This window comes from Streptomyces diacarni, from assembly GCF_003323715.1.
Classification (GTDB): Bacteria; Actinomycetota; Actinomycetes; order Streptomycetales; family Streptomycetaceae; genus Streptomyces; species Streptomyces diacarni.
Genome location: NZ_QOIN01000036.1, coordinates 177907 through 200849 on the forward strand (window position 1 = coordinate 177907; position 22943 = coordinate 200849).

The 22943-nt window shown below is 73.7% G+C and carries 20 protein-coding genes; 11 read left to right on the plus strand and 9 right to left on the minus strand.

The features are described 5' to 3' along the window. Positions 1–11 precede the first annotated feature (11 nt). The 6 genes from DTL70_RS09435 to DTL70_RS09455 form a co-directional block, all read right to left on the minus strand. Positions 12–1592, minus strand: a complete 1581-nt coding sequence (locus DTL70_RS09435; protein WP_114021416.1) for an alpha/beta hydrolase — start codon at positions 1590–1592, stop codon at positions 12–14. Positions 1593–1817: 225 nt separating this feature from the next. Continuing rightward, positions 1818–1991: a hypothetical protein gene (locus DTL70_RS33475; RefSeq protein WP_181860850.1), complete on the minus strand. Its 174-nt coding sequence runs from the start codon at positions 1989–1991 to the stop codon at positions 1818–1820. Between the two features lie 54 nt (positions 1992–2045). Beyond that, a complete protein-coding gene (locus DTL70_RS09440; RefSeq protein WP_114021417.1) occupies positions 2046–3578 on the minus strand; it encodes an ABC transporter substrate-binding protein in 1533 nt (510 codons plus the stop codon). A 4-nt stretch (positions 3579–3582) separates the two neighbouring features. After that, positions 3583–5694, minus strand: coding sequence for a hypothetical protein (locus tag DTL70_RS09445; RefSeq protein ID WP_114021418.1), 2112 nt, complete (start codon positions 5692–5694; stop codon positions 3583–3585). 312 nt (positions 5695–6006) lie between these two features. Further along, positions 6007–6267, minus strand: coding sequence for a peptide MFS transporter (locus DTL70_RS09450; protein WP_147266755.1), 261 nt, complete (start codon positions 6265–6267; stop codon positions 6007–6009). Continuing rightward, the gene (locus DTL70_RS09455) at positions 6234–6980 is read right to left on the minus strand and encodes an aminoacyl-tRNA hydrolase (RefSeq protein ID WP_114021420.1); all 747 of its coding nucleotides are present in this window, start codon (positions 6978–6980) and stop codon (positions 6234–6236) included. Before DTL70_RS09455 ends, DTL70_RS09450 begins: the two co-directional genes overlap by 34 nt. 33 nt (positions 6981–7013) lie before the next feature. Between DTL70_RS09455 and DTL70_RS09460 the strand changes: the two genes are divergently transcribed. Both DTL70_RS09460 and DTL70_RS09465 read left to right on the plus strand, forming a co-directional pair. Next, positions 7014–7967, plus strand: a complete 954-nt coding sequence (locus DTL70_RS09460) for an ATP-binding cassette domain-containing protein (protein ID WP_114021421.1) — start codon at positions 7014–7016, stop codon at positions 7965–7967. After that, the gene (locus DTL70_RS09465) at positions 7964–8641 is read left to right on the plus strand and encodes an ABC transporter (RefSeq protein ID WP_114021422.1); all 678 of its coding nucleotides are present in this window, start codon (positions 7964–7966) and stop codon (positions 8639–8641) included. The genes DTL70_RS09460 and DTL70_RS09465 overlap by 4 nt, the downstream gene beginning before the upstream one ends. A 39-nt stretch (positions 8642–8680) precedes the next feature. On the opposite strand, the gene DTL70_RS09470 is transcribed toward DTL70_RS09465, so the two are convergent. Next, positions 8681–10099 (minus strand): alkaline phosphatase PhoX, encoded by a 1419-nt coding sequence (locus tag DTL70_RS09470; RefSeq protein WP_114021423.1) that lies wholly within the window; start codon positions 10097–10099, stop codon positions 8681–8683. A 133-nt stretch (positions 10100–10232) separates the two neighbouring features. Continuing rightward, positions 10233–11360 carry a cell division protein ZapE gene (gene zapE, locus DTL70_RS09475; protein WP_114021424.1) on the minus strand — a complete coding sequence of 376 codons (1128 nt, stop codon included), beginning with the start codon at positions 11358–11360 and terminating at the stop codon, positions 10233–10235. Between the two features lie 64 nt (positions 11361–11424). Here zapE and DTL70_RS09480 point away from each other — a divergent pair, with 64 nt between their 5' ends. The 5 genes from DTL70_RS09480 (at position 11425) to DTL70_RS09500 (ending at position 16490) form a co-directional block, all read left to right on the plus strand. After that, positions 11425–12225 carry a pyrimidine reductase family protein gene (locus tag DTL70_RS09480; RefSeq protein ID WP_114021516.1) on the plus strand — a complete coding sequence of 267 codons (801 nt, stop codon included), beginning with the start codon at positions 11425–11427 and terminating at the stop codon, positions 12223–12225. A gap of 79 nt (positions 12226–12304) precedes the next feature. Further along, on the plus strand, positions 12305–12775 hold the full coding sequence (locus tag DTL70_RS09485) for an indole-3-glycerol phosphate synthase (RefSeq protein WP_114021425.1): 471 nt from the start codon (positions 12305–12307) through the stop codon (positions 12773–12775). Between the two features lie 82 nt (positions 12776–12857). Next, entirely contained in the window at positions 12858–14270 is a 1413-nt protein-coding gene (gene murC / locus DTL70_RS09490; protein ID WP_114021426.1) for a UDP-N-acetylmuramate--L-alanine ligase, read from the plus strand. Between the two features lie 20 nt (positions 14271–14290). Then, on the plus strand, positions 14291–14704 hold the full coding sequence (gene msrB, locus DTL70_RS09495) for a peptide-methionine (R)-S-oxide reductase MsrB (RefSeq protein ID WP_114021427.1): 414 nt from the start codon (positions 14291–14293) through the stop codon (positions 14702–14704). A gap of 235 nt (positions 14705–14939) precedes the next feature. Continuing rightward, a complete protein-coding gene (locus DTL70_RS09500) occupies positions 14940–16490 on the plus strand; it encodes an MFS transporter (protein ID WP_114021428.1) in 1551 nt (516 codons plus the stop codon). Between the two features lie 56 nt (positions 16491–16546). On the opposite strand, the gene lpdA is transcribed toward DTL70_RS09500, so the two are convergent. Further along, on the minus strand, positions 16547–17995 hold the full coding sequence (gene lpdA, locus DTL70_RS09505; protein ID WP_114021429.1) for a dihydrolipoyl dehydrogenase: 1449 nt from the start codon (positions 17993–17995) through the stop codon (positions 16547–16549). Positions 17996–18103: 108 nt separating this feature from the next. Here lpdA and DTL70_RS09510 point away from each other — a divergent pair, with 108 nt between their 5' ends. The 4 genes from DTL70_RS09510 (at position 18104) to DTL70_RS09530 (ending at position 22847) form a co-directional block, all read left to right on the plus strand. Further along, complete coding sequence (locus DTL70_RS09510; RefSeq protein WP_181860851.1) at positions 18104–18985, plus strand: LysR family transcriptional regulator; 882 nt, start codon at positions 18104–18106, stop codon at positions 18983–18985. Between the two features lie 241 nt (positions 18986–19226). Beyond that, positions 19227–20543, plus strand: a complete 1317-nt coding sequence (locus tag DTL70_RS09520) for an MFS transporter (RefSeq protein WP_245979167.1) — start codon at positions 19227–19229, stop codon at positions 20541–20543. A 420-nt stretch (positions 20544–20963) separates the two neighbouring features. After that, entirely contained in the window at positions 20964–22283 is a 1320-nt protein-coding gene (locus DTL70_RS09525; protein WP_114021432.1) for an SAV2148 family HEPN domain-containing protein, read from the plus strand. Between the two features lie 36 nt (positions 22284–22319). Then, complete coding sequence (locus tag DTL70_RS09530; RefSeq protein ID WP_114021433.1) at positions 22320–22847, plus strand: DUF1697 domain-containing protein; 528 nt, start codon at positions 22320–22322, stop codon at positions 22845–22847. The last annotated feature ends 96 nt before the right edge of the window (positions 22848–22943 follow it).

Sequence of the window (22943 nt, forward strand, 5' to 3'; positions counted from 1 at the left end):
CTCAGCCCCGCTCAGCGGGCGGCCCGGGTGTTGGAGGCCGGCTTGGTCCCCGCCCGGTGCCGCCCGCCGGGCTCCGGCTCGGGCCGGGCGGCACACTCGGCGTGGAACCCGGGCGTCCTGCCCTCGAACAGGTACCGCTCCACGTGCGCGTCGACACACGCGTTGCCGCCGCTCACGCCGTGGTTGCCCGCGCCCCTCTCCGTCACCAGCGAGGAGCCCGCGAGTCTGCGCCGGGTCTCCAGCGCCCCCTGGTACGGGGTGGCCGCGTCCCGGGTCGCGGCCACCAGCAGCACCTTGGGCAGCTCGCCCGCCCGTGTGCCCACCTTCACGGGGTGCGAGGGCCGGGTCTTCCAGTAGGCGCATGGCAGGTTCATCCAGGCGTTCTCCCAGGTGTTGAACGGGGCGACGGCCGCCGAGGCGGTGTTGTCCAGGTCCCAGCGGTCCCAGTCGCGCGGCCAGGGCGCGTCCTGGCACTCGACCGCGTTGTAGACGGCGTTGCCGTTCTCCTCGCCCTTCGCCGCCGCCTCCTCGGGCGCCGCCAGGCTCACCAGCGGCTTGTCGTCCCCGGCCCGGTACGCGGACAGCGCCCGTGCGTACGGTGCCCACAGCGCGTCGGCGTATCCGGTGTTCAAAAACGCGGCCACCAGCTCCTTCTGCCCCACCGTCCCACCCGCGGGCTTCCGCCGTACCGCGGCCATGGCCGCGTCGAAGGCACGCTGGACCTCCTCGGCCGTCGCCCCGAGGTGGTACGTGTCCTGGTGCCGCGCCACCCAGCTCTTCCAGTCGCCCCAGCGGCGCTCGAAGGTGCGGTTCTGCTCCAGGTTGGCCCGGTACCACACGCTGTCGGGCGAGGGGTTGACCACGCTGTCCAGTACCAGCCGGCCGACGTGCCCGGGGAAGAGCGTCGCGTACACCGAGCCGATGTAGGTCCCGTACGAGACACCCAGGTAACTCAGCTTCCGCTGCCCCAGTGCGGCGCGCACGACGTCCAGGTCCCTGGCGTTGTTCGGCGTCGTGTAGTGCGGCAGCCTCTCGGGCTGGGCCTCGGCGCAGCCTCGGGCGTAGGCGGCCGCCTTCTTCTTCATCTTCTCCTTGAACGCCTCCGTGGGGTGGCGCGGCGAGGGGCTCGGGCCCTTGGTGAACTCCCGGGGGTCCTGGCACGACAACGGATCGGAGCGCCCGACTCCGCGGGGCGCGTACCCGACGAAGTCGTACCGTGCGTTCAGCCGCTTCCACAGGCCGCCGAGGCTCGGGTAGAGGGGGAAGCTCATGCCGCTTCCGCCGGGCCCGCCGGGGTTGTAGACGAGCGGCCCCAGCCGCTTTTCCGGCGTGCCCGTGGCCCGCGCCCTGCTGAGGGTCAGCGGGATCCGCTCACCGTCCGGCTCGCGGTAGTCGACCGGGACCTCGACCGTCCCGCACTCCACGGAATCGGGCAGGTGTTCCGCTTCGGGGCACGTGCCCCACTCGATCCCCGCCCGAGCCGCTTTCGCCGCGGCGGCGGCGACCCCGGCCGCCTCCGTCATGTCCCCGGTGGGCGCCGCCGCCACAGGTGCCGCGGGCGCGACCGCCAGGGCCAGGGCCGCCACCGTCATCACCGCTGCACGCACTGTGGGCTCCCTGGCGCTGGTCGCTGTCACTCCGTCAGCCGTGCCGTGCGGCACCGCTGTTCATATCGGATGCTCAGCCGCTCATACGCTCATGTAAAGCAACGCCCCCGGGTGTCGCCCACGACCCCTCGTACGGCCCCCGCCCGGCCCCTGCGGCACGCCGCGCGACGGCGACCGCCCGGCCCCCGCCCAAAGAGCGCAGGGAGGGCGTCACCGCGGTGCGGGCCCCAGCCGGGTCAGCCGCCACCGCTTCAGGCTCGCGCGCCAGCGGCGGGCGAGCCGTCCCCGCTCCCGCGCGAAGCCCGCGAAGTCGAGCGCGTCCCACCGGTGGTTGCCCGGCAGCGGACACCGCGTCGCGTACGCACGGAACAGCCGCTGGCACACGTCGGCGCAGAGCGGAACTTGAGGTTCCCGCCGCCTCGACTCCGCGGCCCGCGCTCAGCGCGCCTCGGGGGAATCGCGCTCCTTCTGGCCGTCGCCAGGGGGCGCCCCGCTCGGCGCGGAGACCTCGATGAACTCGGCGCGTTTGTTCTCCGTGAGCCGCAGTATCGGCACCGCCTTGTTGCGCGGATCGCCGTTGTTGCGGAACGACAGGAAGCCGCTGCCGCCGGGCACCCGCTGCTCCAGGTTCATCTTGTGGAACATGCGGCCCACCGACTCGCCGGTCACCTCACCGCCCCACTGCGCGGCCATGCCGGCGCCGCGCGCGGCCGTGAGCACCGCGTCGTGCGCCATGATGGCCTGTCCGTCGTCGCGGGTGTCGTGCGGGAACCAGCGGTCCAGCTCGCCGCCGTCGCGGAACTTGGCGGCCGTCGCGGCCGAGACCGCGCGCTTGCCCGCCGCACTGCCCTGCCACATGTCCGGGTGCGCCAGCCCGGTGTAGAGCACTTCAACGCCGGTGTCGTAGGCGCGCTCCAGCTCGCGGCTGGTCAGGTTGCTGGTGTCGTCGCCTGTGACGACGAGGAAGTCCTCTCGCGTGCAGGTGCGGTTGGCGAGCGCGTCGAGGAAGTGGGTGAGGTGGCGGCCGCGTCCGGCGAAGAAGACGACCTGCGGCTTCTGCTGGCACAGCTGGCCCGTCATGTGGCGCAGTTCGTTCTCCCAGCCGGTGCTCGCGGACGAGTCGAACGTCAGCTCCTCGTCCGCGACGATCCGGTGCTCGCCGCCCTCGTCGCCGAACGCCTCCTCGAAGGCGGGGCCGAGGGTGTTGGCGTAGCGGTTCGTCGGTGCGATGTCCTGCACCACCACGGCCGTGCGGTACTTCTCCCGGCGCAGGAAGGCCGCCGCGGCCCGCGCCTCGTCGGTGTTGGGCGGCGCGACGCGCACGAAACCGTCGATGCTGTGGAAGTCGGTGGCGGTCATCGTGCCGGCCACCATCGCGATCCGGTGCCGCGACAGGGCCCGCAGCGCCGCCTTGTTCTCCTTCGTGCTGGGGCCGAGTCCGGTGACGGCCACCAGCCGGTCGGGGGCGTCCCTGCGCTCGGCGAGCTGGTCGACGACGTCCCACCAGTGCGCGGACTCGCTGCCCGGGTTGACGATCAGCAGCCGGATTCTGGGCGAGCCCCGCAGGTCGCCCGCGTTGTGCCGGCGCTGCGCCAGGTAGGCCCCTTCCAGCTCGTGCCGCACCGACTCCTCGGAGTTGCTGTCCTTGTCGGTGAGCGTGAACGTCGTCATGTACGCCACGCTGACGTACGGGGCGCCCTTCTCGGCCACGCGGTCGTTCTCCGCCTCGATCCGCCGGGAGACCTCCCGCAGATGCGGCGCGAAGACGTGCGAGCCGTCGCTGATTCCCACGCACTCCTGCTCGCCGGGGCGGCTGCGGACGTCCTTCTTGACGACGCCGTCGGCGCAGCGCGACTGCCGCTCCTGAACCCACTGGTAGGTGAGCGGCACCGCCACGCCGAGTACGGCGAGGGCGACCACGAGCGCGGCGACGCGCTTGACGATGTGGAGCGGCCAGGTGATCCGGAACACGCCTTCACCCTTCCTCTGCGCACGTCTGCGGATGAATCCAACTGCGGTAGCGGTCGGCTTCGTTGAGCAGGTGGAGGCTGTCGCTGCCGGCGTGCTCCTCGGACAGCCGCTCGAACCGGGCCGCCAGCGTCGGCCCGAGCCCCCGCTCGGGGTCGGTGAGCGGGTCGCTCCACAGCCATCGGGCCACCAGCAGGGCGCGCACCGCGGCCTCGATCCTGCTGCCCGCCGCGGGATCGTGGGTGAGCGGGCCCAGGACATCGCGGTAGACCTTGTCCTTGGGCACCAGGTTGGGGGCCGCGGCCACGGCGTCGAGTTCGGCGACCCATCCGGGCGTGTCCACCTCGTCCAGGCGCCGCACCAGGAAGGCGGTGACCGCACCGATCTGGTGCAGGGCCAGCCGGTGGTACATCGCGCGCAGCGGCTGCCCCTCGGCGGCGTGGTGATCGCTCAGCCGCTGGTGCGCGGTGACCCACTCGGCGGGCCGTTCCGCGAGCTGCCACAGCAGCAGCCGACGCGGCCAGGGGTGCAGCACGAGACGGCCGCTGCGCGGTCCGGGGGCGAGCAGGAACCCGGCGTGCGCCTTGCCGTACAGGGAACTGCCGGCCTGGGTGCCCGCCGCCTCGCCGCCGCCCGCGAGCACCCGGTACCCGACGGACAGGTCGGGCGTCGCGGCGCACAGGGCCAGCGCCGTCCGTTCGGCGTCGTCGAAGTCGGCCAGCAGAGCGCCCAGCGCGGCCTGCGCCAGTCCCGCACCCTCCGGGGCCGCGGGCGGTGGCTCGCGCTCGGTCCTGTGCGCTTCCCGGCGCTCGCGGTGCCGGTCCTGTGCGGAGTGTCCTGGCAGGGGCCTGTCCGGCAGGCGGCGCAGCCACAGTTCGCGCTCGTGTCCGCTGCCCGACGGCAGGTCCGCCTGGTCGAGCAGCGTCAGCACCTGTTCCACGGCGCGGGGCAGCCCGCAGGTGAGGCGGTGTACGAACGGGGTGAGCGTCGCGTCGCGCCGGGGCCGGTCCGAGAGCTGGAAGTGCACCTCGTCCAGCGTCAGATCCCGCAGCCGCAGCGGATACCAGGCGGCGCCGTCCCCGCGCGGCCTGCGCGCCCGCCAGTCGTCCAGCGACGCGGCGTCGGGCGCGGAGGCGGACCAGCCCCACTGCTCGCCGGTGGACGAGCCCCACTCCGGCAGCCACCTGTGGACGCTGGCGGCCACGGTGAGGGGATCGCCCGCCTCCGCTTCGGGACGGCCGGCGCGCCGGGCCGCGGTACGGGAGTCCTCGCGCGCCTTGACCAGCAGGTCGAGGAAGCGCCTTCCGTGGTGCGTGTGGCAGCCGTCGAGCAGCAGCAGGTACGAGGGCGGTGCGAACGACAGCTCCGCGTTGCGCCGCAGGTCCTCCAGGAACGCCGCGCACAGGACGCGGTCGAGCGTCGCCGCCTCGGCGGAGGAGCCCCGGCGCCAGTGGTTGAGCTCGATCACCGCGTCCCAGGGGTTGGAGCCGCCGGCCGACTGGTGTTCGGCGTACCAGCGCGCGCTCTCGGCGAACCGGTGCCGCGACAGCAGGCCCGAGACCATGCGCGCGCCCTCCCTGGCCGTGCCCTGGACCATGTCCTGGAACACCGCGGGGATGCCGAGGGGCAGCCCCAGCGCCGACTGGCCGACCTGGAGGAAGCCGGACAGATAGTCGCCGTGCGCCGCGAAGGCGCTGTTCTCGAACGTGCTCAGGCGGCGGTGGAGGTCCCGGCGCTGGTCCCGCCGCGAGACGGTGCTCAGGTCACCGACGTCGGTGTCGGAGGCCAGTAGCCCGAGCGTCAGCCGGGGGAAGCGCGAGACCCGGTAGCGGGCGAGTTTCCGCTCCAGCTGGCGTGCGATCAGGCCCAGCGCGTACCGGGGCCGCAGGGGCTGTTCGGAGCCGAAGTTGAGGTAGGCGAACGGCGCTCGGTCCGTACCGAACCGCGCCAGCAGCGCTCCGTGCGCCTCGCTCGCGCCCGCGCCGTGCGGTCCGAGCAGCACGATGAGGGGCCGCTCCGCCTCGGGCGGCAACTCCAGGCACTCGCCCACCAGCGGTACCAGTCCCGCGGGGCCCACGGGGCTGAACGGCCCCGCGCCCGGTGTGTACGCCTGTGTCATCTCCCGCACCCCGATCCCCCTCGCGCGCCCCCCGCGCGCGGCGCATCGCGCCCAGTGAGGAGGATGCCACCATCTGTGGCCACCTGTCAGGGGTACGACAGACGCGGCAGAGGACCGGAGTTACTTTCCCCTCATAGGGCTTACAGTCCTTTCGGGTTGTTGACCCGCTTTTTCGGCTGTTCAGGTGATGTGCGGGCGTATGCACGGCCGTAGACGTGGACGACCTGCGCCGATGTCCCCTGGGCCGCCGCGTTGGAGGCCGGCCACAACACCATCATCCGGGTGGCGAACGCGGCAGGCGCCAATGAGCCGTCACCGACAGACCGATGGGGGAGAGCAGCAGTTCGCCGATGGCGAGAACGCGAAACTGCCCAGCAGCCACAGCGGGTCGCTCTTGCCGGGCTGCATCGCGGGCAGGACGAGCAGCACGTGGGAGAGCCCGGCCAGTACCAGCCCGCAGCCGAACTCGACCGGCGCGGACGGTGCCCGCGGGCCCCACCGCACCCACAGCACCGCGAAGAGCGGCGCGGGGCCGCGCGCTACTGCCGCGCTTCGCGCGGAAGGGGGCCCCATCGGCTGCCCCCCTCGACTGCGACGGTTTTTCCGGGGGCGATCTCGGTGAACCCGGCGTCCTGGACGACCGGGAGCCCGCCGGTGGTCAGGTCGTGCCAGTGCGCGCTGTCGCGTGCCGGGCGCACCGCCAGGGGGAAGCCCGCTTCGCGCCAGGCGGCCCGCGCGGCGGGGTCCAGCCGCCACCAGGCGAGCTGCGCGCCGTGGCCCGCCTGCGCCATCGCCTTGCCCGCCGACATCTCAAGACCGGGGTTGAGCCACAGCACGGGTGTGCCGGCGTCCGGTGCGGGTAGTGGTCCGGTCTCCGCCAGGTCGGTGCCGGAGACCTGGAGCCGCGCCAGCTCCTTGGGCCAGCCGTCCAGCGGGACCGGCGGGAAGACGCGTACTTCGGCGCGGTCGCCGGTCACCGTGAGCCCGCCCAGCGGTTCCGTGCGCCGCCACTCTGCGCCCCGGGCCCGCCGCACCACCTTGCGGATCTGCAGGTCCTCCCACCGCCGCACGCGCGCGTGCCACGCCCCCGTCTCCTCCACCGTGCGCGGATCGGACAGCAGCGCCAGTACCGCGCGGGCCGCCGTCTGGAGCGCGTCCGTACGTGCGGGCGGGTCGGTCCGCTCGATGCGGACGACGAGGGGGAGGACGTAGCGGTCGGGCCCGGCGCCGGGCTGCTCGCAGGACGCGGCGGGCTCCGGGGCGGTCGAAGAGGGGGAATCGGTCACCTGGTCAGTCTGCCAGCGGCTAGCGTGACCCCCATGAGCTGGGCTGTCACGCTGGACGACGTGGGGCGCCGGTACCGGGCGGGCGGGACGTGGGTGTTGCGCGGTGTCGACCTGGAGGTGCGCGCGGGCACTTTGCTGCGCGTCGAAGGCGGCAACGGCACCGGCAAGTCCACCCTGCTCCGGCTGCTCGCCGGAATCGAGGCCCCGAGCGCGGGCCGGGTGCGGGGGCTGCCCGGGGTGCGCGGATACGTCCCCGAACGCTTCCCCGCCGCCCTGCCGCTGACCGCTGCCGCATACGTCACCCACCTGGGGCGCGTGCGCGGGCTGCGCGGGCGTGCGGCCGCCCGGGAGGGCACGCGCTGGCTGGAGCGCCTCGGCGCGGACCGGTACGCGGGCACGCGTATGCGGGAGCTGTCCAAGGGCAGCAGCCAGAAGGTGGCCGTGGCCCAGGCCCTCGTCGGGCGTCCTCCCCTGCTGGTGCTCGACGAGGCGTGGACCGGTCTCGACCAGCCGGCCCGCGCGGTCCTCGACGAGGTGGTGCGCGAGCGGGTCGCCGAGGGCGGAGCGGTGGTCTTCGTGGATCACGACCCCGCACGGCTGGCGGCGGACGCGGACGCCGTCGTACGGGTCGCGGCGGACGGCCGGGTGGAGAGGGACCAGGGCGTTCCGCGCGCTCGCGCCGGTGCCCCACCGCGCTCCCCGGCGCCCCACTTCCGCATCGAGGCGTGGGGGACGCCGGGTGCCGGTGCGCCTGCCGGGCTGCCGAGCGGTGCCCGCTGCCGGGTGGCCCCGGGTGGTGCGTTGTCCCTGACGGTGCCCGCCGCCGCCTCGGACGCGGCCCTGCGCACCCTGCTGGCGGCACACCCGGGCTGGCACGTGCGCTCCGTACGGCAGGAGGACGCCGCACGGGAGGAGGAGCACGCCGTATGCGAGACGGACTCCGTACGGGAGGAGAACTCCGGGTGGGGGGAGGCGGGACGGGGATGAGAGAGACACTCGCACTGACGCGCTACCAGCTCGCGGTACTCCTGCGCTCCCAGCGCTGGCTCGCGCCGCTGCTGCTGTACGCGGCGCTCCTGGCGGTCGGCGTGCGCGCGGGCGATCCGGTGCTGGACTCCCTCGGGTTCGCCGCCGCCGCGCTGCTGCCCACCGCGGTGTGGCTGGTGCGCGTCTGCGTGACGGCCGAGCCGGCCGCGGCCCGGCACTGCGCCGCGGCCGCCACGGGGCCCGGCCGCGCCCACCTCGGGGGTGTCGCGGCCGGTGCGGTGGCGGCCGCCGTGCTGGGAGCGGCGGCGGTGGGCCTCGTCACGGCGGTGGGCAGCCGGGGGAGCACGGACGGCGGGGACGCCGTCCCCGCCGCGTCCGCGGTGGTGGCCGGCGTGTGCGGGATCCTCACGTGCGTGCTGGTGGGGACGGCCGTGGGCGTGCTGTGCAACCGCCCGCTGGTCAGGTCGCGGGGTTACGCGGTGGCGGCGTCCGTGCTGGGGACGGTCGCGGCTCTGGTGGCGGGCGCCTCGCCGGCGCGTGCGGCGGTCGGCGCGCTGTCCCGCGCCTCGGCGCGGGGAAGCGTGGACGTGCCGTGGGTGCCGCTGCTGTGCGCGCTGGGGGTGGCGGGGCTCGCCGCGTGCGCCGCCTGCGCCGTGGCGGCCCGCCGCCCGTGACAGCCCGCCCCCGGGAACTCCCCCGGGGGCGGGGCGGTGTCAGTGCCGCCAGGGCCCGGTCACCGCGAAGGTGGTGCCGGGCGTGTAGCAGTTGACGTACATGGTGCGTCCGTCGGGGGCGAAGGTGACGCCCGCGAACTCGCCCCACTCCGGCTCCTCGGGGGTGCCGATGTTCTGGGCGCCCCGCGCCATCGGGTAGACGGTGCCGTGCCGGGTGAGGCCGAAGACGTGCTGGGCGCCGGCGCCGTCCTCGCACACCATCAGGCCCCCGCTGGGCGCGAGGCAGATGTTGTCGGGCTCCTCGCCCGGCAGTTGCACGTCGGTGTCGGGGCCGAAGAGGATGACGAGCGTGAGGCGGCGGCGCCGCGGGTCGTACCGCCAGATCTGCCCGAAGTGGTCGCGCTGCGACCCCTCGGAGCTGCGCGCGTAGCTGGAGACGAAGTAGACGCAGGAGCCGCCCCAGTAGCAGCCCTCCAGCTTCTGGGCGTGGGTGATGCCGCCCTTGCCGAAGTCCTGGAAGCGGATGGGGGTTTCCTTGGCCACCGGGTCGGGAACCTCGACCCACTCGATGTTCTCGAAGGTGGTTCCTGTCTCGGTGACGGAGGACAGGTCGGCCACGCCGGGCACGCGCATGGCCTCCAGCGTGCCGCCCGCGTGCAGCGAGCCGTGGCCGCCCCGGGGCTTGCGGGGCAGGAAGCGGTAGAAGAGGCCGAACGGCGCGTCGAAGGCGTCCTCGGTCTCGTAGACGACGCCGCTGTGCGGGTCGAAGGCGACGGCCTCGTGCTGGAAGCGGCCCATGTCCTTCAGCGGCTCGACCGAGGTGGGGCGGCGGATGTCGAAGCCGACCTCGAAGACGAAGCCGTGGTCCTTGGTGTAGCCCTCCTCGCCCGCGGTGAACTCCGTCTCCTCGCAGGTCAGCCAGGTGTCCCACAGGCTGGGGCCGCCCGCGCAGTTGGTGGAGGTGCCCGCGATGCCGACGCGTTCGGTCAGCACGTCGTTGTCGCCGTCCAGTTCGAGGACGGTGCAGCCGCCCTCGCCCTCGGGGTCGTAGGTCAGCCCCTCGACGGTGGGTACCGGGACGCGTGAGTCCTTGCGGTTCTCGTGGTTGCGGACGAGCCAGGTGTGGCCCTTCCCGTGGCCGTGACCCTTGCCGTGGCCGTGGCCGTGGCCGTGGCCGGGGCGCGCGGGGAAGGCGGACATGCCGTCGCAGTTGCTGGGCACCTTGCCCTCACCGGAGCGGAGCCGGTCGCCCTCGGTGGACAAAACCTTGTAGCGGAAGCCTTCGGGCAGGTCGAGCAGTCCGTCGGGGTCGGGGACGAGCGGGCCGTAACCCGCGCTGCCGCCGGTGGCCTGGGCCGCGGCGGTCCCTGTGAACAATTCCGAGAGCGCGCCGCTGAAGGCGACGGCCGCCCCAACGGCTCCGGTTCTTGCCAGCGCTTGGCGTCGTGTCGTGGGCATCGGGCACTCTCTCCTGTTGGCGGACAGGTGACCCGAGTGTGTGTACCACGCACGCCGAGGTGCCCACACCGCCCAGGACGCAACTGATTGCCGCGCGACCGATTACTGCGCACTGAGGGCCGCGCACTGACTGCTACGCGTCCGCGAGCGCCTTGCCGTCCCGGGCGAGTGCGGTCAGCCGGGATATCGCCCGGAAGTACTTCTTGCGGTAGCCGCCCTGCAGCATGTCCTCGCTGAACAGCTGGTCGAACGGCACCCCGGCGGCGACGACGGGCACTTCGCGGTCGTAGAGCCGGTCGGCGAGCACCACCAGGCGCAGGGCCGTCGACTGGTCGGGCACCGGGGCCACGCCCGTGAGGCAGACCGCGTCGACGCCCTTGACCAGTTCGCCGTACCGGCTGGGGTGGACCCGCGAGAGGTGGCCGAGCAGGGTGGGGAAGGCGTCGAGCGAGGCGCCGGCGGTCCGCTGGGCGGCGCGGGTGACCTGGTCGTCGGTGTGCGGCTTCGGCGCCTCGGGCAGCCCGCGGTGGCGGTAGTCCTCGCCGTCGATGCGCAGCGTGCGGAAGTGCGCGGACAGGCCCTGGATCTCGCGGAGGAAGTCGGCGGCCGCGAACCGCCCTTCGCCGAGCTTGCCCGGCAGGGTGTTCGAGGTAGCGGCCAGCGCCACGCCGTTGTCCACGAGCCGTGACAGCAGGCTGGAGACCAGCACTGTGTCGCCGGGGTCGTCCAGTTCGAACTCGTCGATGCACAGCAGCTGGTGTTCTGCCAGGGTGCGGACGGTCTGCTGGAAGCCGAGGGCGCCCACCAGGTTGGTCAGCTCCACGAAGGTGCCGAACGCCTTGCGCTCGGGCGCGGCCGGGGCCGCGTGCCACAGCGAGGCGAGCAGGTGCGTCTTGCCGACGCCGTACCCGCCGTCCAGGTAGACGCCGCGCGGGCCCTCGGGGGCCTGCTGCTTGGGCTCGCGCCGGAACCAGCGCCTGCGTGCGCCGGCCGTACGGCCCGTTCCGCCGCCGAGGCCGTCGGCGAACGCGCTCAGCACCTGGACGGCTTCGGTCTGGCTGGGCTGCGCGGGATCGGGAAGGTATGTGGCGAAGCGCACACCGTCGAAGCGTGGTGGCGGCACCATCTCGGCCACCAGCTGCTGTGCCGGGACGTGCGGCTCGCGGTCGGCGAGCGCGACGGGAGCCCCGTCCTCTGCGGCGCAGGCGGGCCCGGAGCCAGCTGGGGATATGTGCGCTTCGGTCGTTGACACGATTGTCATGCTAGTCGGCCGAGTGCGGGCGGTGTGCCGCCCGCCCGGCGTGCGCCGTGCCACACTGCGGCCCATGCGACGCCTGTTCCACCCGAGTACCGACCGCAGGACCGCTCCCCAGTGGAGCGTCGAGGAGATCGCCGAGGAGTACGCCTACCCGCCGCTGGGCGAGGGGTCCGGCGGTGCCGACGCGTGGCTGCGCGGCAACATGGTGGCCTCGCTGGACGGCGCCATCCACCACCAGGGCCGCTCCCAGCCGCTCTCGTGCAAGGCCGACATGCGGATCTTCGGGGTGCTGCGGGCGCTGGCGGACGTCGTGGTCGTCGGCGCGCAGACCGTGCGGCAGGAGGGGTACCGCCCGGCGAAGCGGCGCTCGGGCTTCGCCGACCGCCGCGCCGCGCTGGGGCAGGCGCCGGTGCCCGCGATCGCCGTCGTCAGCGCAGGTCTGGAGCTGGACTTCACGCAGCCGCTGTTCACCGAGCCCGTCGTGCCGACGCTGCTGCTGACCGGGCGGGGCGCGCCCGAGGACCGGGTGGCGGAGGCGCGTCGGGCGGGCGCCGAGGTGGTCTTCGTGGGGGAGGGGGCGGCGGTGGATCCGGTGCGGGTGCCCGCGGCGCTGGCCGCGCGGGGCCTGCGGCGGCAGCTGACGGAGGGCGGCCCGAAGCTGTTGGGGGAGTTCGCCGTCGCCGGGGTACTCGACGAGCTGTGCGTGTCGATCGCCCCGCGGATCGTGGCGGGCCCGGCTCCGCGGATCATGAACGGGCCCCTGCTGCCGGACCCGGACGAGTTCACGCTCGAAGGGGTGTTGGAGGAGGGCGGGTTCCTGTTCACGCGGTACCGCAGGGCGCGGACCGGCACGGATCGAGCGGAATGAGACGTTCCGCTTTTCGTCCTGCTGGGCAGACTGACAAGCGCAGGATGGTTTCTTTCCGACAGGAGAAGGGGCGCCCGTCGTGATCACGACAGTGCTGATGATCGAGAAGCCGCTGGTGCAGACCGACGTGGAGATGGTGGCGACGCTGCACGGCGAGGAGCCCGTCTCCTTCGTCGTCCTCCTCCAGCCGCGCGGTGACCAGGACAGGTTGCTGCGGGCGCTGGACGACGTGGCCCTCGGGGAACTGGACCAGGTCGTGCACGAGGGGGAGGAGCCCGAGGGCGGCGAGGCCGTCGGGCCCGCCGAACAGTTCCTCGAGCTCTCCCTCAAACGGCTCAGAGACGCGGGGTCCGAGGCGGTCGGGCAGATCGTCGACGAGCACCCTCTCGACGTCCTCAAGTCCGTCGCGGAGCAGACCCGCGCCGACGAGGTGATCGTCTTGACGGCCCCCCACCTGGTGGAGGAGTTCTTCCACCGGGACTGGGCCTCGCGGGCCCGGCACAAGGTGGGCGTGCCGGTGCTGAAGTTGTTCGCGCACAACGAGGAGTGAGGGCCGGCGTGGCGGCGGGGCCGTACCGCATAGGCTGGGCGCGTTCCGCAGTCCGTTGTTGAGCCAGCCAGGAGACGCACGTATGACCGCTGCCGTCACTCCCTCCCTCCCTTCCGCCATGGAGCGGCCGCACTTCATCGGGGTCGGCGGCGCGGGGATGTCCGGTATCGCGAAGATCCTGGCGGTGCGGGGTGCGCGGGTCGCGGGCAGCGACGCGCGGGAGTCCGCGACGGCTGACGCGCTGCGTGGTTTCGGCGTCACCGTGCACATCGGGCACGCCGCAGGACACCTGGCCCCCGACGCGACCGTGGTCGTGGTCTCCAGCGCGATCCGCGAGGACAACCCGGAGATGGCCGAGGCCAGGCGGCGGGGCCTGCCGGTGCTGCACCGCGCCGACGCGCTCGCCGCGCTGATGGTGGGGCTGCGGCCGCTGGCCGTGGCCGGCACGCACGGGAAGACGACGACGACCTCGATGCTCGCCGTCAGCCTGGCCGACCTGGGCCTGGACCCCTCGTACGCGATCGGCGGCGATCTGGAGGGTCCTGGATCGAACGCCCACCAGGGCACGGGTGAGATCTTCGTGGCCGAGGCGGACGAGAGCGACCGCAGCTTCCACAGGTACGCGCCCGAGGTGGCGATCGTGCTCAACGTCGAACTCGACCACCACGCGAACTACGCGTCCATGGAGGAGATCTACGAGTCCTTCGGCCTCTTCGCCGGGCGGATCGCGGAGGGCGGCACGCTCGTCGTCTCCGCCGACCACGAGGGCGCGCGGGAACTCACGCGCCGCCTGCGGGCCGAGAGTGACCGCAATCTCACGGTGCGTACGTACGGGGAGGCGGAGGACGCCGACGTGCGGGTCCAGCGGATCACCCCGAAGGGGCTGACCAGCGAGGTCGCCGTGGTGCTCGACGGCGAGGAGCTGACCTTCGGCGTCTCGGTCCCCGGCAGGCACTACGCGCTCAACGCGGTGGCCGCGCTCACGGCGGGCGCGGCGCTCGGCGTACCGGCGGGCGATCTCTCGCGGGCGCTGGGCTCCTACACGGGCGTCAAGCGCAGGCTCCAGCTCAAGGGGCTCACCGGCGGCGTGCAGGTGATCGACTCCTACGCCCACCACCCCACCGAGATGGCCGCCGACCTGGAGGCCATCCGCGGCGGCGCGGGGGAGGGGCGGATCCTGGTCGTCTTCCAGCCGCACCTCTTCAGCCGCACCCAGGAGCTCGGCAAGGAGATGGGCGAGGCGCTCGCGCTGGCCGACGGGTCGGTCGTGCTGCCGATCTACCCCGCGCGCGAGGACCCGATCCCGGGCGTCACCAGCGCGCTGATCACCGACGCGGCGCAGGCGGCGGGGGCCGCGGTGCGCGGGGTCGACGCGCCCGAGGACGCGGTGGCCGCCGTGGCGGGAATGGCGGAGTCCGGTGATCTCGTTCTCACCATGGGGGCCGGGGACGTCACCGAGCTGGGGCCCCGGATCCTCGCCAAGCTGGCAGAGTGAGCACCGAGGAGCGAGCCGAGATGGCATACGAAGTCGACAGGACCGACGAGCAGTGGCGGGCGGAGCTGACGCCCGAGGAGTACCACGTGCTGCGCGAGGCCGGTACGGAGCGGCCGTTCACCGGCGAGTACAACGACACGGAGACGACCGGCGTGTACCAGTGCCGGGGGTGCGGCGCCGAGCTGTTCCGCTCCGACACCAAGTTCGCCTCCCACTGCGGCTGGCCCAGCTTCTACGACCCCGCGCAGAGCGAGGCCGTCGAGCTGCTGACCGACCGCTCCCTGGGCATGGCCCGCACCGAGGTCCGCTGCGCCCGCTGCGGCTCCCACCTCGGACACGTCTTCGAGGGGGAGGGCTACCCGACCCCGACGGACCAGCGCTACTGCATCAACTCGGTCTCGCTGAAGCTGGTCCCGCGCGAGAGCACCGACTGAGGTACCGCACAGCCCTCCCGCCGCAGGGCGCCGCGCGCGTCACCCGCCGAGGCGCATCGCGAGACCGCGGGAGGGCGGTGCGCGGCGCGGCGCGAGAAACGCGCGGGGGCGCGTTGTGTGCCTCGTCTCTCCCCGCGGAATACGGGTCGGCCCCCGGCAGTTCATTTGTACGCTGCACGTGAGTGGTAGACAGCGGTACGTACACAGCAGAAGAGCGAAAGGGCGGGGTCGACGCGTGGGGGAGAGCGTGGGAGCGAGTGCCGGGGCGCACATACGCACCGAGGGGGAAGCGGGGGCCCGGGGCCCGGGAGGCGGACGGTGGCTGGTGCCTGTCCTGGCGTTCGGCGGGATCTCCGTCGCCGTCATGCAGACACTCATCGTGCCGGTCGTCGCCCAACTGCCCACCCTGCTGGACACGTCCACATCCAACGCCTCGTGGGTGATCACCTCCACGCTGCTGTCGGGCGCTGTCGCGACGCCGATCATGGGGCGCCTCGGTGACCTGTACGGGAAGCGGCGGATCGTGCTCCTCAGCCTCGGGCTGATGGTCCTCGGCTCGCTGATCTGCGCCTTCACCTCCGCGCTGGTGCCGATGGTGGCCGGGCGGGCCGTGCAGGGCTTCGCCATGGGAGCCATCCCGCTGGGCATCAGCATCATGCGGGACGAGCTGCCACCCGAACGGCTCGGCTCCGCCATGGCGTTCATGAGCTCCTCGCTCGGCGTGGGCGGCGCGCTCGGGATGCCGCTGGCCGCGTGGATCGCCCAGTACACCGACTGGCACGTGCTGTTCTTCGGCGCCGCGGGCATCGGCGTGGTGGCCATGGTGCTGGTGTTCCTCCTGGTGCCCGAGTCCCCGCTGCGGACCCCGGGCAGGTTCGACGTCCTGGGCACCCTGGGACTCACCGCCGGTCTGGTGACCCTGCTGCTGCCCATCTCCAAGGGCGGCGACTGGGGCTGGGGCAGTCCGGCGGTACTGGGCCTGTGGGGCGCCTCCGCGCTGATCTTCCTGGCGTGGGGCCTGCTGGAACTGCGCATCAAGGACCCGCTCGTGGACCTGCGGACCTCGGTCCGCCGCCAGGTCCTGCTGACCAACCTCGCCTCGATCATGGTCGGGCTGGCCTTCTACGCGCTCACCCTCGTGCTGCCCCAGATCCTCCAGCTGCCCGCCGCCACCGGCTACGGGCTGGGCCAGTCGATGGTCGTCTCCGGGCTGTGCGTGGCGCCCATGGGCGTCGCGATGATGCTCGTCTCCTCGCTGTCGGCGCGGCTGTCCCAGGCGCGGGGGCCCAAGGTGTCGCTGATGACCGGCCTGGTGATCCTCGCCGCCTCCTACCTGCTGGGCACGGTGCTGCTGAGTGCCGTGTGGCAGACCGTGCTGCTGTCCGTGCTGATCGGCGTCGGCATCGGCATCGCCTACTCCGCGATGCCCGCGCTCATCCTCGGCGCCGTGGACCCGTCCGAGTCCGGCGCGGCCAACGGGCTGAACACGCTGATGCGGTCGATCGGCACCTCGACGTCGAGCGCCGTGGTCGGCGTCGTCCTCGCCCGCATGAGCAGCCCGCTCGGCGCGGCACGCGTGCCCAACCTGGACGGCTTCCGCACCGCCTTCCTCATCGCCTCGGGAGCCGCGCTCCTCGGTTTGCTGATCGCCTCGTTCCTGCCGTCGTCCGCGACGAAGCGCGCGCCGGGGGCGGCGGCCCACGGCGACCTGTCCGACCCGCACCTGGTGCAGCGCGGCGGGCCGAGCGCGGACGACGAGTCCCACAGGGCGGCCGTGCCCCGGTGACCGGGGCACCCGGTGACCCGGTGACCCGGTGACCTGAGCCGGGCTCCGGGCCGCCGTCACGCGTGCTGGTGCAGGCCCCTTCCGGCCAGCGTGAGGAACGTTTCGCCGACCGCCTCGCTCAGCGTGGGGTGCGGGTGGATGTGCTGGGCGATGTCCGCCGGTGAGGCGTCCCAGGCGACCGCGAGCTGGGACTCGGCGATCATCTCGGAGACGTGCGGGCCCACCAGGTGGACGCCCAGCACCCGCCCCTCGCCGCCCCGTTCGGCGACGACCTTCCCCATGCCGCCCTGGCCGTGGACCATGCCCTTGGCCGTGGCCGTCAGCGGCATCACGTTGGCACGCACCTCGTACCCCGCCGCGCGGGCCTCCGCCTCGCTCAGGCCGACCGAGGCCGTCTGCGGGCTGGAGTAGGTCACGCGCGGCACGGCCGCGTAGTCCACGGGGCGTGGCGCCAGGCCTGCCAGCGTCTCGGCGACGACCAGCCCTTCCGCGAACGAGGCGTGCGCCAGCCCCAGGGAGGGCGGCGGCAGCAGGTCGCCGACGACGTGGATGCCGCTGGCGGCCGTCTCGAAGGCGTCCCAGCGCGCGGGCGGCAGATACCCCCGCGCGTCGGTCGTCAGCCCCGCCGCCCCGAGCCCCAGCCCGTCGGTGACCGGAACCCGCCCCACCGCGACCAGCAGCCGTTCCGCGGCGAGCGTCGCCGCGTCGCCCCTGGCCGGCTGGACGCGAGCCTCGACGCCAGGCCCGACGCGGTGGGCGTCCAGCAGCCTGGCGCCCGTCAGTACGGTGATGCCGCGCTTCTTCAGCGCGCGGGTCAGGTGGCGGCTGGTGTCCTCGTCCTCCAGGGGCAGCAGCCTCCCGGCGGCCTCCACCAGCGTGACCTCGGCGCCCATGGAACGGTGGAAGGAGGCGTACTCGACACCGATCGCGCCGCCGCCCAGCACCAGCACGCTGTGCGGCAGGCCCGGCGCGAAGAGCGCGTCGTCGCTGGTGACGATGTGCGCCCCGGCGGGGTCGAGCCCCGGCAGCGTCCGCGGCCTGGAGCCGGTCGCCAGCACGAGACCGCGCCGCGCCGTCCACCGCTGACCTGCCCCGTGCGCCGTGGCGTCTCCGCGTGCCGTGGTGGTGACGTCGACCTCCCGCGCACCGGCCAGCGTGGCGGTTCCCCGCACCACGGTGACGCCGGCCTCGACCAGTTGGCCCTCCACGCCCTTGTGGTTGCGCGAGACGATGTCGTCCCTGGTGGCGACCAGCGCGCCCCAGTCGACGCCGTCCAGCGTCGCCTTCACGCCCCACCGCTCGCGTGCCTCGGACACCCCGTCGACCAGTTCGGCGGCGTGCAGCATCGCCTTGCTCGGCACGCAGCCCCGGTGCAGACAGGTGCCCCCGACCAGATCGCGCTCGATCAACGCGACGTCCAGACCGAGGTGTGCGGCGCGAAGAGCCGTGCTGTAGCCGCCCGTTCCACCGCCGATGACGATCACATCTGTGCTGTTCCCGCTCATGGGCCCAGCCTCATCCCCGGCTGGTCGATGAGTCCAACGCAATGCTTCTATGGACGCGATGAACAGCGCTCATGGACAGGCGGGGGGCGGCTCGTGAGTCTGCGGCAGATGGAGTATCTCGTCACGGTCATCGAGGAGACGTCCTTCACCCGCGCCGCCGAGGCGCTGCACGTGACGCAGTCGGCGCTCTCGCACCAGATCAAGGCCCTGGAACGGGAGGTGGGCGGCCCGCTGCTGGAGCGGCTGCCGCGCGGGGTGCGGCTCACGCCCATGGGGCGGGCGTTCCTGCCGGACGCCGAACTGGCCGTCCGCAGCGCTCGGCAGGCCCGCCGCGCCGCGCGGGCCGCGGCCGGATCCTGCGGTGGCGAACTCCAGATCGCGACCGTGCACGGGCTGGCCGTGGGTGTCCTGACGGACGCGATCGCGCGGATGCGGCGGCTGTACCCCGCCGTGGAGCTGCGGCTGCGCGAGTACGTGACGGAGGACGAGCTGCGGGAGCGGATGGCCCGCGGGATCGCCGACCTCGCCGTCGGCTACCGGCTGCCCGACTGGCCGGGCCCCTCCTGGGAGATCGGCGAGGAGAAGGTGGTGCTCGTCGTCCCGCCCGGCGACCCGCTGTGCGGGCGTGGGGCAGACGGCGGCGAGCCGGTGCGTCTTGAGGAGCTGGCCGACCGCGGCTGGGTGCGGTGCGGGATGGAGCCGTGGATCGAAGGACAGCAGTTCCTCGACCTGGTCTGCGGACAGGCGGGGTTCTCTCCGCTCACCGCCGTGCGCGTCGAGCATCCCACGACGGCCGCGCGCATGGCCGCGGCGGGCGCGGGCGTCTGCCTGGTCTCCGCCCACCTGGCGACCTCGCTCGTTCCCGAGGACCAACTGGTCGGTGTCGGGCCGCCTTGGCGCCGCCCGGTGACGGCCTTCTGCCGGTCCGAGCCGACGGGCGCGGCGCACGCCTTCCTCCGCCTGCTGACCGGGGAGCGGCCACTCACGTGACCGAGTGAGGGCCGCCCGTGCAGCGGCGCGGTCCTGACGGTGGCGCGCGCCGGTTCCCCCGCGGCGGGGACGGGGACGAGGCCGGGGCCGGGGCCGGGACGAGGGGACGAGGGGACGAGGGGCCGAGGCATCGGGGCGCGGACGGAACGCCGGCGTGTCATGCGAACGTACGTACCCACCCGGGTCCATTTCGTGCGTCCTGTCCGTGCCGGGGGGTGATCCACGCGGGTAGCGTCGGGCGATGGCTGGAGCACTGGTGACGACATACCGCACGGTGATCGGCCTGGGAGGGGGGCCACTCCTGCCCGCCGTCTCGTTCCTGGGACGGCTGCCGACCGCGATGTGCCAGCTCGGCTCGCTGCTGCTGGTGGCACGTACCAGCGGCAGCCTCGCCACCGCAGGTCTGGTGGGGGGCGCGTTGGCGGCTGGACAGACGGTGGGTGGGCCCGTGGTCGGGCGACTGGCCGACCGGCTTGGACAGCGTCCGGTCGTGCTGGTCGCCGCCCTCCTGAACGCGTGCGCCGTCACCGGGCTCGTCACCGGGGCGCTCGGCCACGCGCCGACCGCGGGCCTGGCGGCGCTCGGGGTCCTCGTCGGAGTGAGCGTGCCGCAGGTGGGCCCGCTGTCGCGCTCCCGCATGGTCGCGCTCGCCCGGCACGCGGGAGCGGACGAGCGCACGGTGTCGGGGGTGCTGTCGCTGGAAGGCACCCTGGACGAGACCTCGTTCGTGCTCGGCCCCGCGCTGGTGGGCGTCGCCGCGACGGTGGCGCACCCGGCGGTCGCGCTCGGTCTGGCGGCGGCGCTCCTCGCGGTGTGCGGCGTCGCCTTCGCGCTGCATCCGACGGCGCGGGCCGTCGCACCGGCGGGCGGTGTCCGCAGGGGCACCCCTCCTCAGGGCGGCGGCCTCCGAGAACCCCGGCCCGAGGGCAGCGCCCTGACGGGTGCCGAGTTCGGGCGCGCGAGGCGGCGGCGCGGCACCGTCTACGCGCTGCGTTCCTCCGCGGCGTTGCAGGGCGCCATGTTCGGGGCCTGCCAGGCGGGCATCACGGCGCTCACCGAGGACCTGGGCGCCCCCGGCCAGTCGGGGCTGGTCTACGCCGCGATGGGCGTGATGAGTGCCGTGGTGGGGCTCGCCATGGCCTCGGTGCCACCCGCCGTGACGCTCACGGTCCGGTGGCGCGCGGCGACATGTGCCGCCCTGGTGCTGGCCCTGCCGCTGCTGGTGGTGCACAGCCTGGGGTGGCTGTACGTCGTGGTGGTGATCCTCGGCAGCGCCTACGCCCCGCACCTGATCACGCTGTTCTCCCTCACGGAACGGGTGGTTCCCGCCTCCAGGCTGGGCGAGTCGATGGCGTTCATGACCAGCGGCGACATCGGCGGCCAGGCCCTCGCCCTGATGGCCGCGGGCCCCGTGGCCGAGGGGTACGGTCCCGGCGCCGCCTTCGGGGTCGCGGTGGGCACCGCCGCCGCGGCGTGCGCGCTCGCCTGGGCGGCTCGTCCTGAGAGGGCGCGGGAAGGGCACGGCGGCGCGCTCGCGCCCGCCTCGTCGGCCGGGTGAACGCGCCGAGAGGCGCGCCGCCGTGGAGAGCCGCGCCGCACGTGCCCGCGGCGGTGGCCGGCCGGCGGACGCGGCGCCTGGGGATCAGCGGTGAATTCCCCGTGCCGGTCGTGTCGGTGCGGTAGCGCGGAGCGTGCCCGAGACGGTAGTACGGGGCCTTGTCGGGGCGTTCCGTACCCGCAAGGGATGCGCGCGCCCCGGCAGGACCTGCACAGGAGTGTCTCTTCCCCGTCGTCACCTCGTTGCGGCACCGTGCGGTGCGCGGCGGACCGCGGGGGGACCCGGCCGTCATCCGAGCCCGTGCGCGCGTACGGGCACCCGAAGTTGACAGGGGTTACGGGTGCGGCTGTGAGAGGGCCGCAGTAGTCTTCCTTGATCGAACAGCGGGGGTCGGACCGGGGTGCGGAAGGCGGTGCGCAGTTGGGCTCGGGAGGGTTTGAACTCCCCCCAGGTGACGGCGGTGAGGGGCCGGACGGCGGCGGAGCCGCCGCGCAGGACGGAACGGCCGACGACCCGCCGGGCGGTTGGGAAGCGGGCGTACCGCCCCGGAGCGGGCTGGGGGAGGCCGGGCTCCAGCCGGGCGCCGTTCCGCTGGCCCGCCCCATGGAGATCGGCGCGGACGTGGGGTGGGACGAGAACGACTGGGCGCAGGTGCGCACCAGGGCGCAGCGCGCCGGGCGCGCCTACGTGTGGCTGAATCTGGTCGAACAGCGGATGCGCGCGGTCGTCTCCGCCGTGCTGCGGCCGATCTACGAGCCGGTGCACGGCGAGGAGTGGGTCATCGCCGCCGCGGGCCCCGCGGGGCAGGAGTGGGTGCAGCGGGCCGTCGCCGTGCGGGAGGTGAGCCGCCGCAAGGGCTATCTGCTCGATCCGGCGGACGACACCCTGATCTCCTTCCTCACCCTGCCGCAGTTGCGCGAGCTGATGGTGCAGCACTGGCCCTGCTTCGAGCCGTACTTCGCCGACCGCAGGGAGGTGGAGCTGGCGCTGGACGAGCTGGAGGTCGCCCGCAGCGCGGTGGCACGCAACCGCGCGCTGTCCGAGACGGTGCTCGCGCAGGCCGAACGGATGTGCCGCAGGCTGCTGGAGGTGCTGGGCGCGGCGCCGCGGGGTGCCGCCTCGGGGGAGAGGCTGCCCGTCGACGCCGTCGAGGAACTGGTCGGAGACCGGTTCGCGGATGTGGTCGGTGTCCACGCGGACCGCGTACGGCTGCAACGTCAGCTGCCCGCAGAGGACCTGTTCGCCGGGGCGCGCAGGCTGGACGCCATCGGCATCGGGCTCAACCTGCTGGTGCAGAACTACAGCGGGCGCCGGCTCGTGCGGCTGGCCGAGGCAGGATGCCGGGTGCGGCTGCTGTTCATGAACCCGGCGAGCAGCGCGCTGCGGCGCAGGGAGCGGGAGCTGGGCCTCAAGAAGGGCGAGTTGGCCCGCTCGGTGGAGACCAACATCCTGCACATGCGGCGGGTGCGCTCCCGGCTGCGGGACGACGGGGCGTTCGAGATCCACGTCTTCGACGAGACCCCGCGCTTCAGCGCTTACCTGGTCGACGGCGACGGTTCCGACGGCCTGGCCGTCGTCCAGTCCTACCTGCGCCACGCGCGCGGCATGGAGACCCCGGCGTTCGTCCTGCGCGGCCCGGGCCGCCACGTGTCCGGCGACTACGACGTGGAGGGGGCGCTCTTCCCGCTGTACCGCGAGGAGTTCGACCACTTCTGGGCGGACTCCCGTCCTGTCTCGTAGCCCCACGCAACCGCCGCGGCACATACGGTGTACGGCATGACGAGGTATGCCGCGCTGTTGCGAGGGGTCAATGTCGGGGGGCACAACAAGGTGCCCATGGCCGAGCTGCGCACGGTCATGGCCGAACTCGGGTGGGGCGACGTGCGCACCTACCTGCAGAGCGGCAACGCGGTGTTCACCGCGGACGAGGAGGACCCGCGCCCCGTACTGGAGCGGGCCGTCGCCGAGCGGTTCGGCGTGGAGGTGCCCGCTCTGGTGCGGACGGGTGAGGAGTTGCGGGCCGTCGCGGCGGCCTGCCCCCTCCCCGTGGCGGAGCTGGATCCGGCCAAGCTGCTGGTGCTGTTCATCGAGGAGGAGCCGGCCGCCGACCACTTCGCGGCCCTGGACGCGGACGCCTTCGCGCCCGAGGAGTACCGGCACGTGGGACGTGCCGTCTACTGCCACTTCCCGCACGGGATGGGCCGCAGCAAACTGGTGCCCGCGCTGGAAGGCGTGCGGCCCCGGCTGACCATGACGGGGCGCAACTGGCGCACGGTCCAGCGCCTCATCGAGCTGACCAGCTGAGTCCCGCGCCGGAGAGGCCGGCGCGGGGTGCCGCGCGGACGGCGTGCGGGCGCCGGGTGGACGCCGCTTGGACGCCGCGCGGGTGGTCGCGGGGGC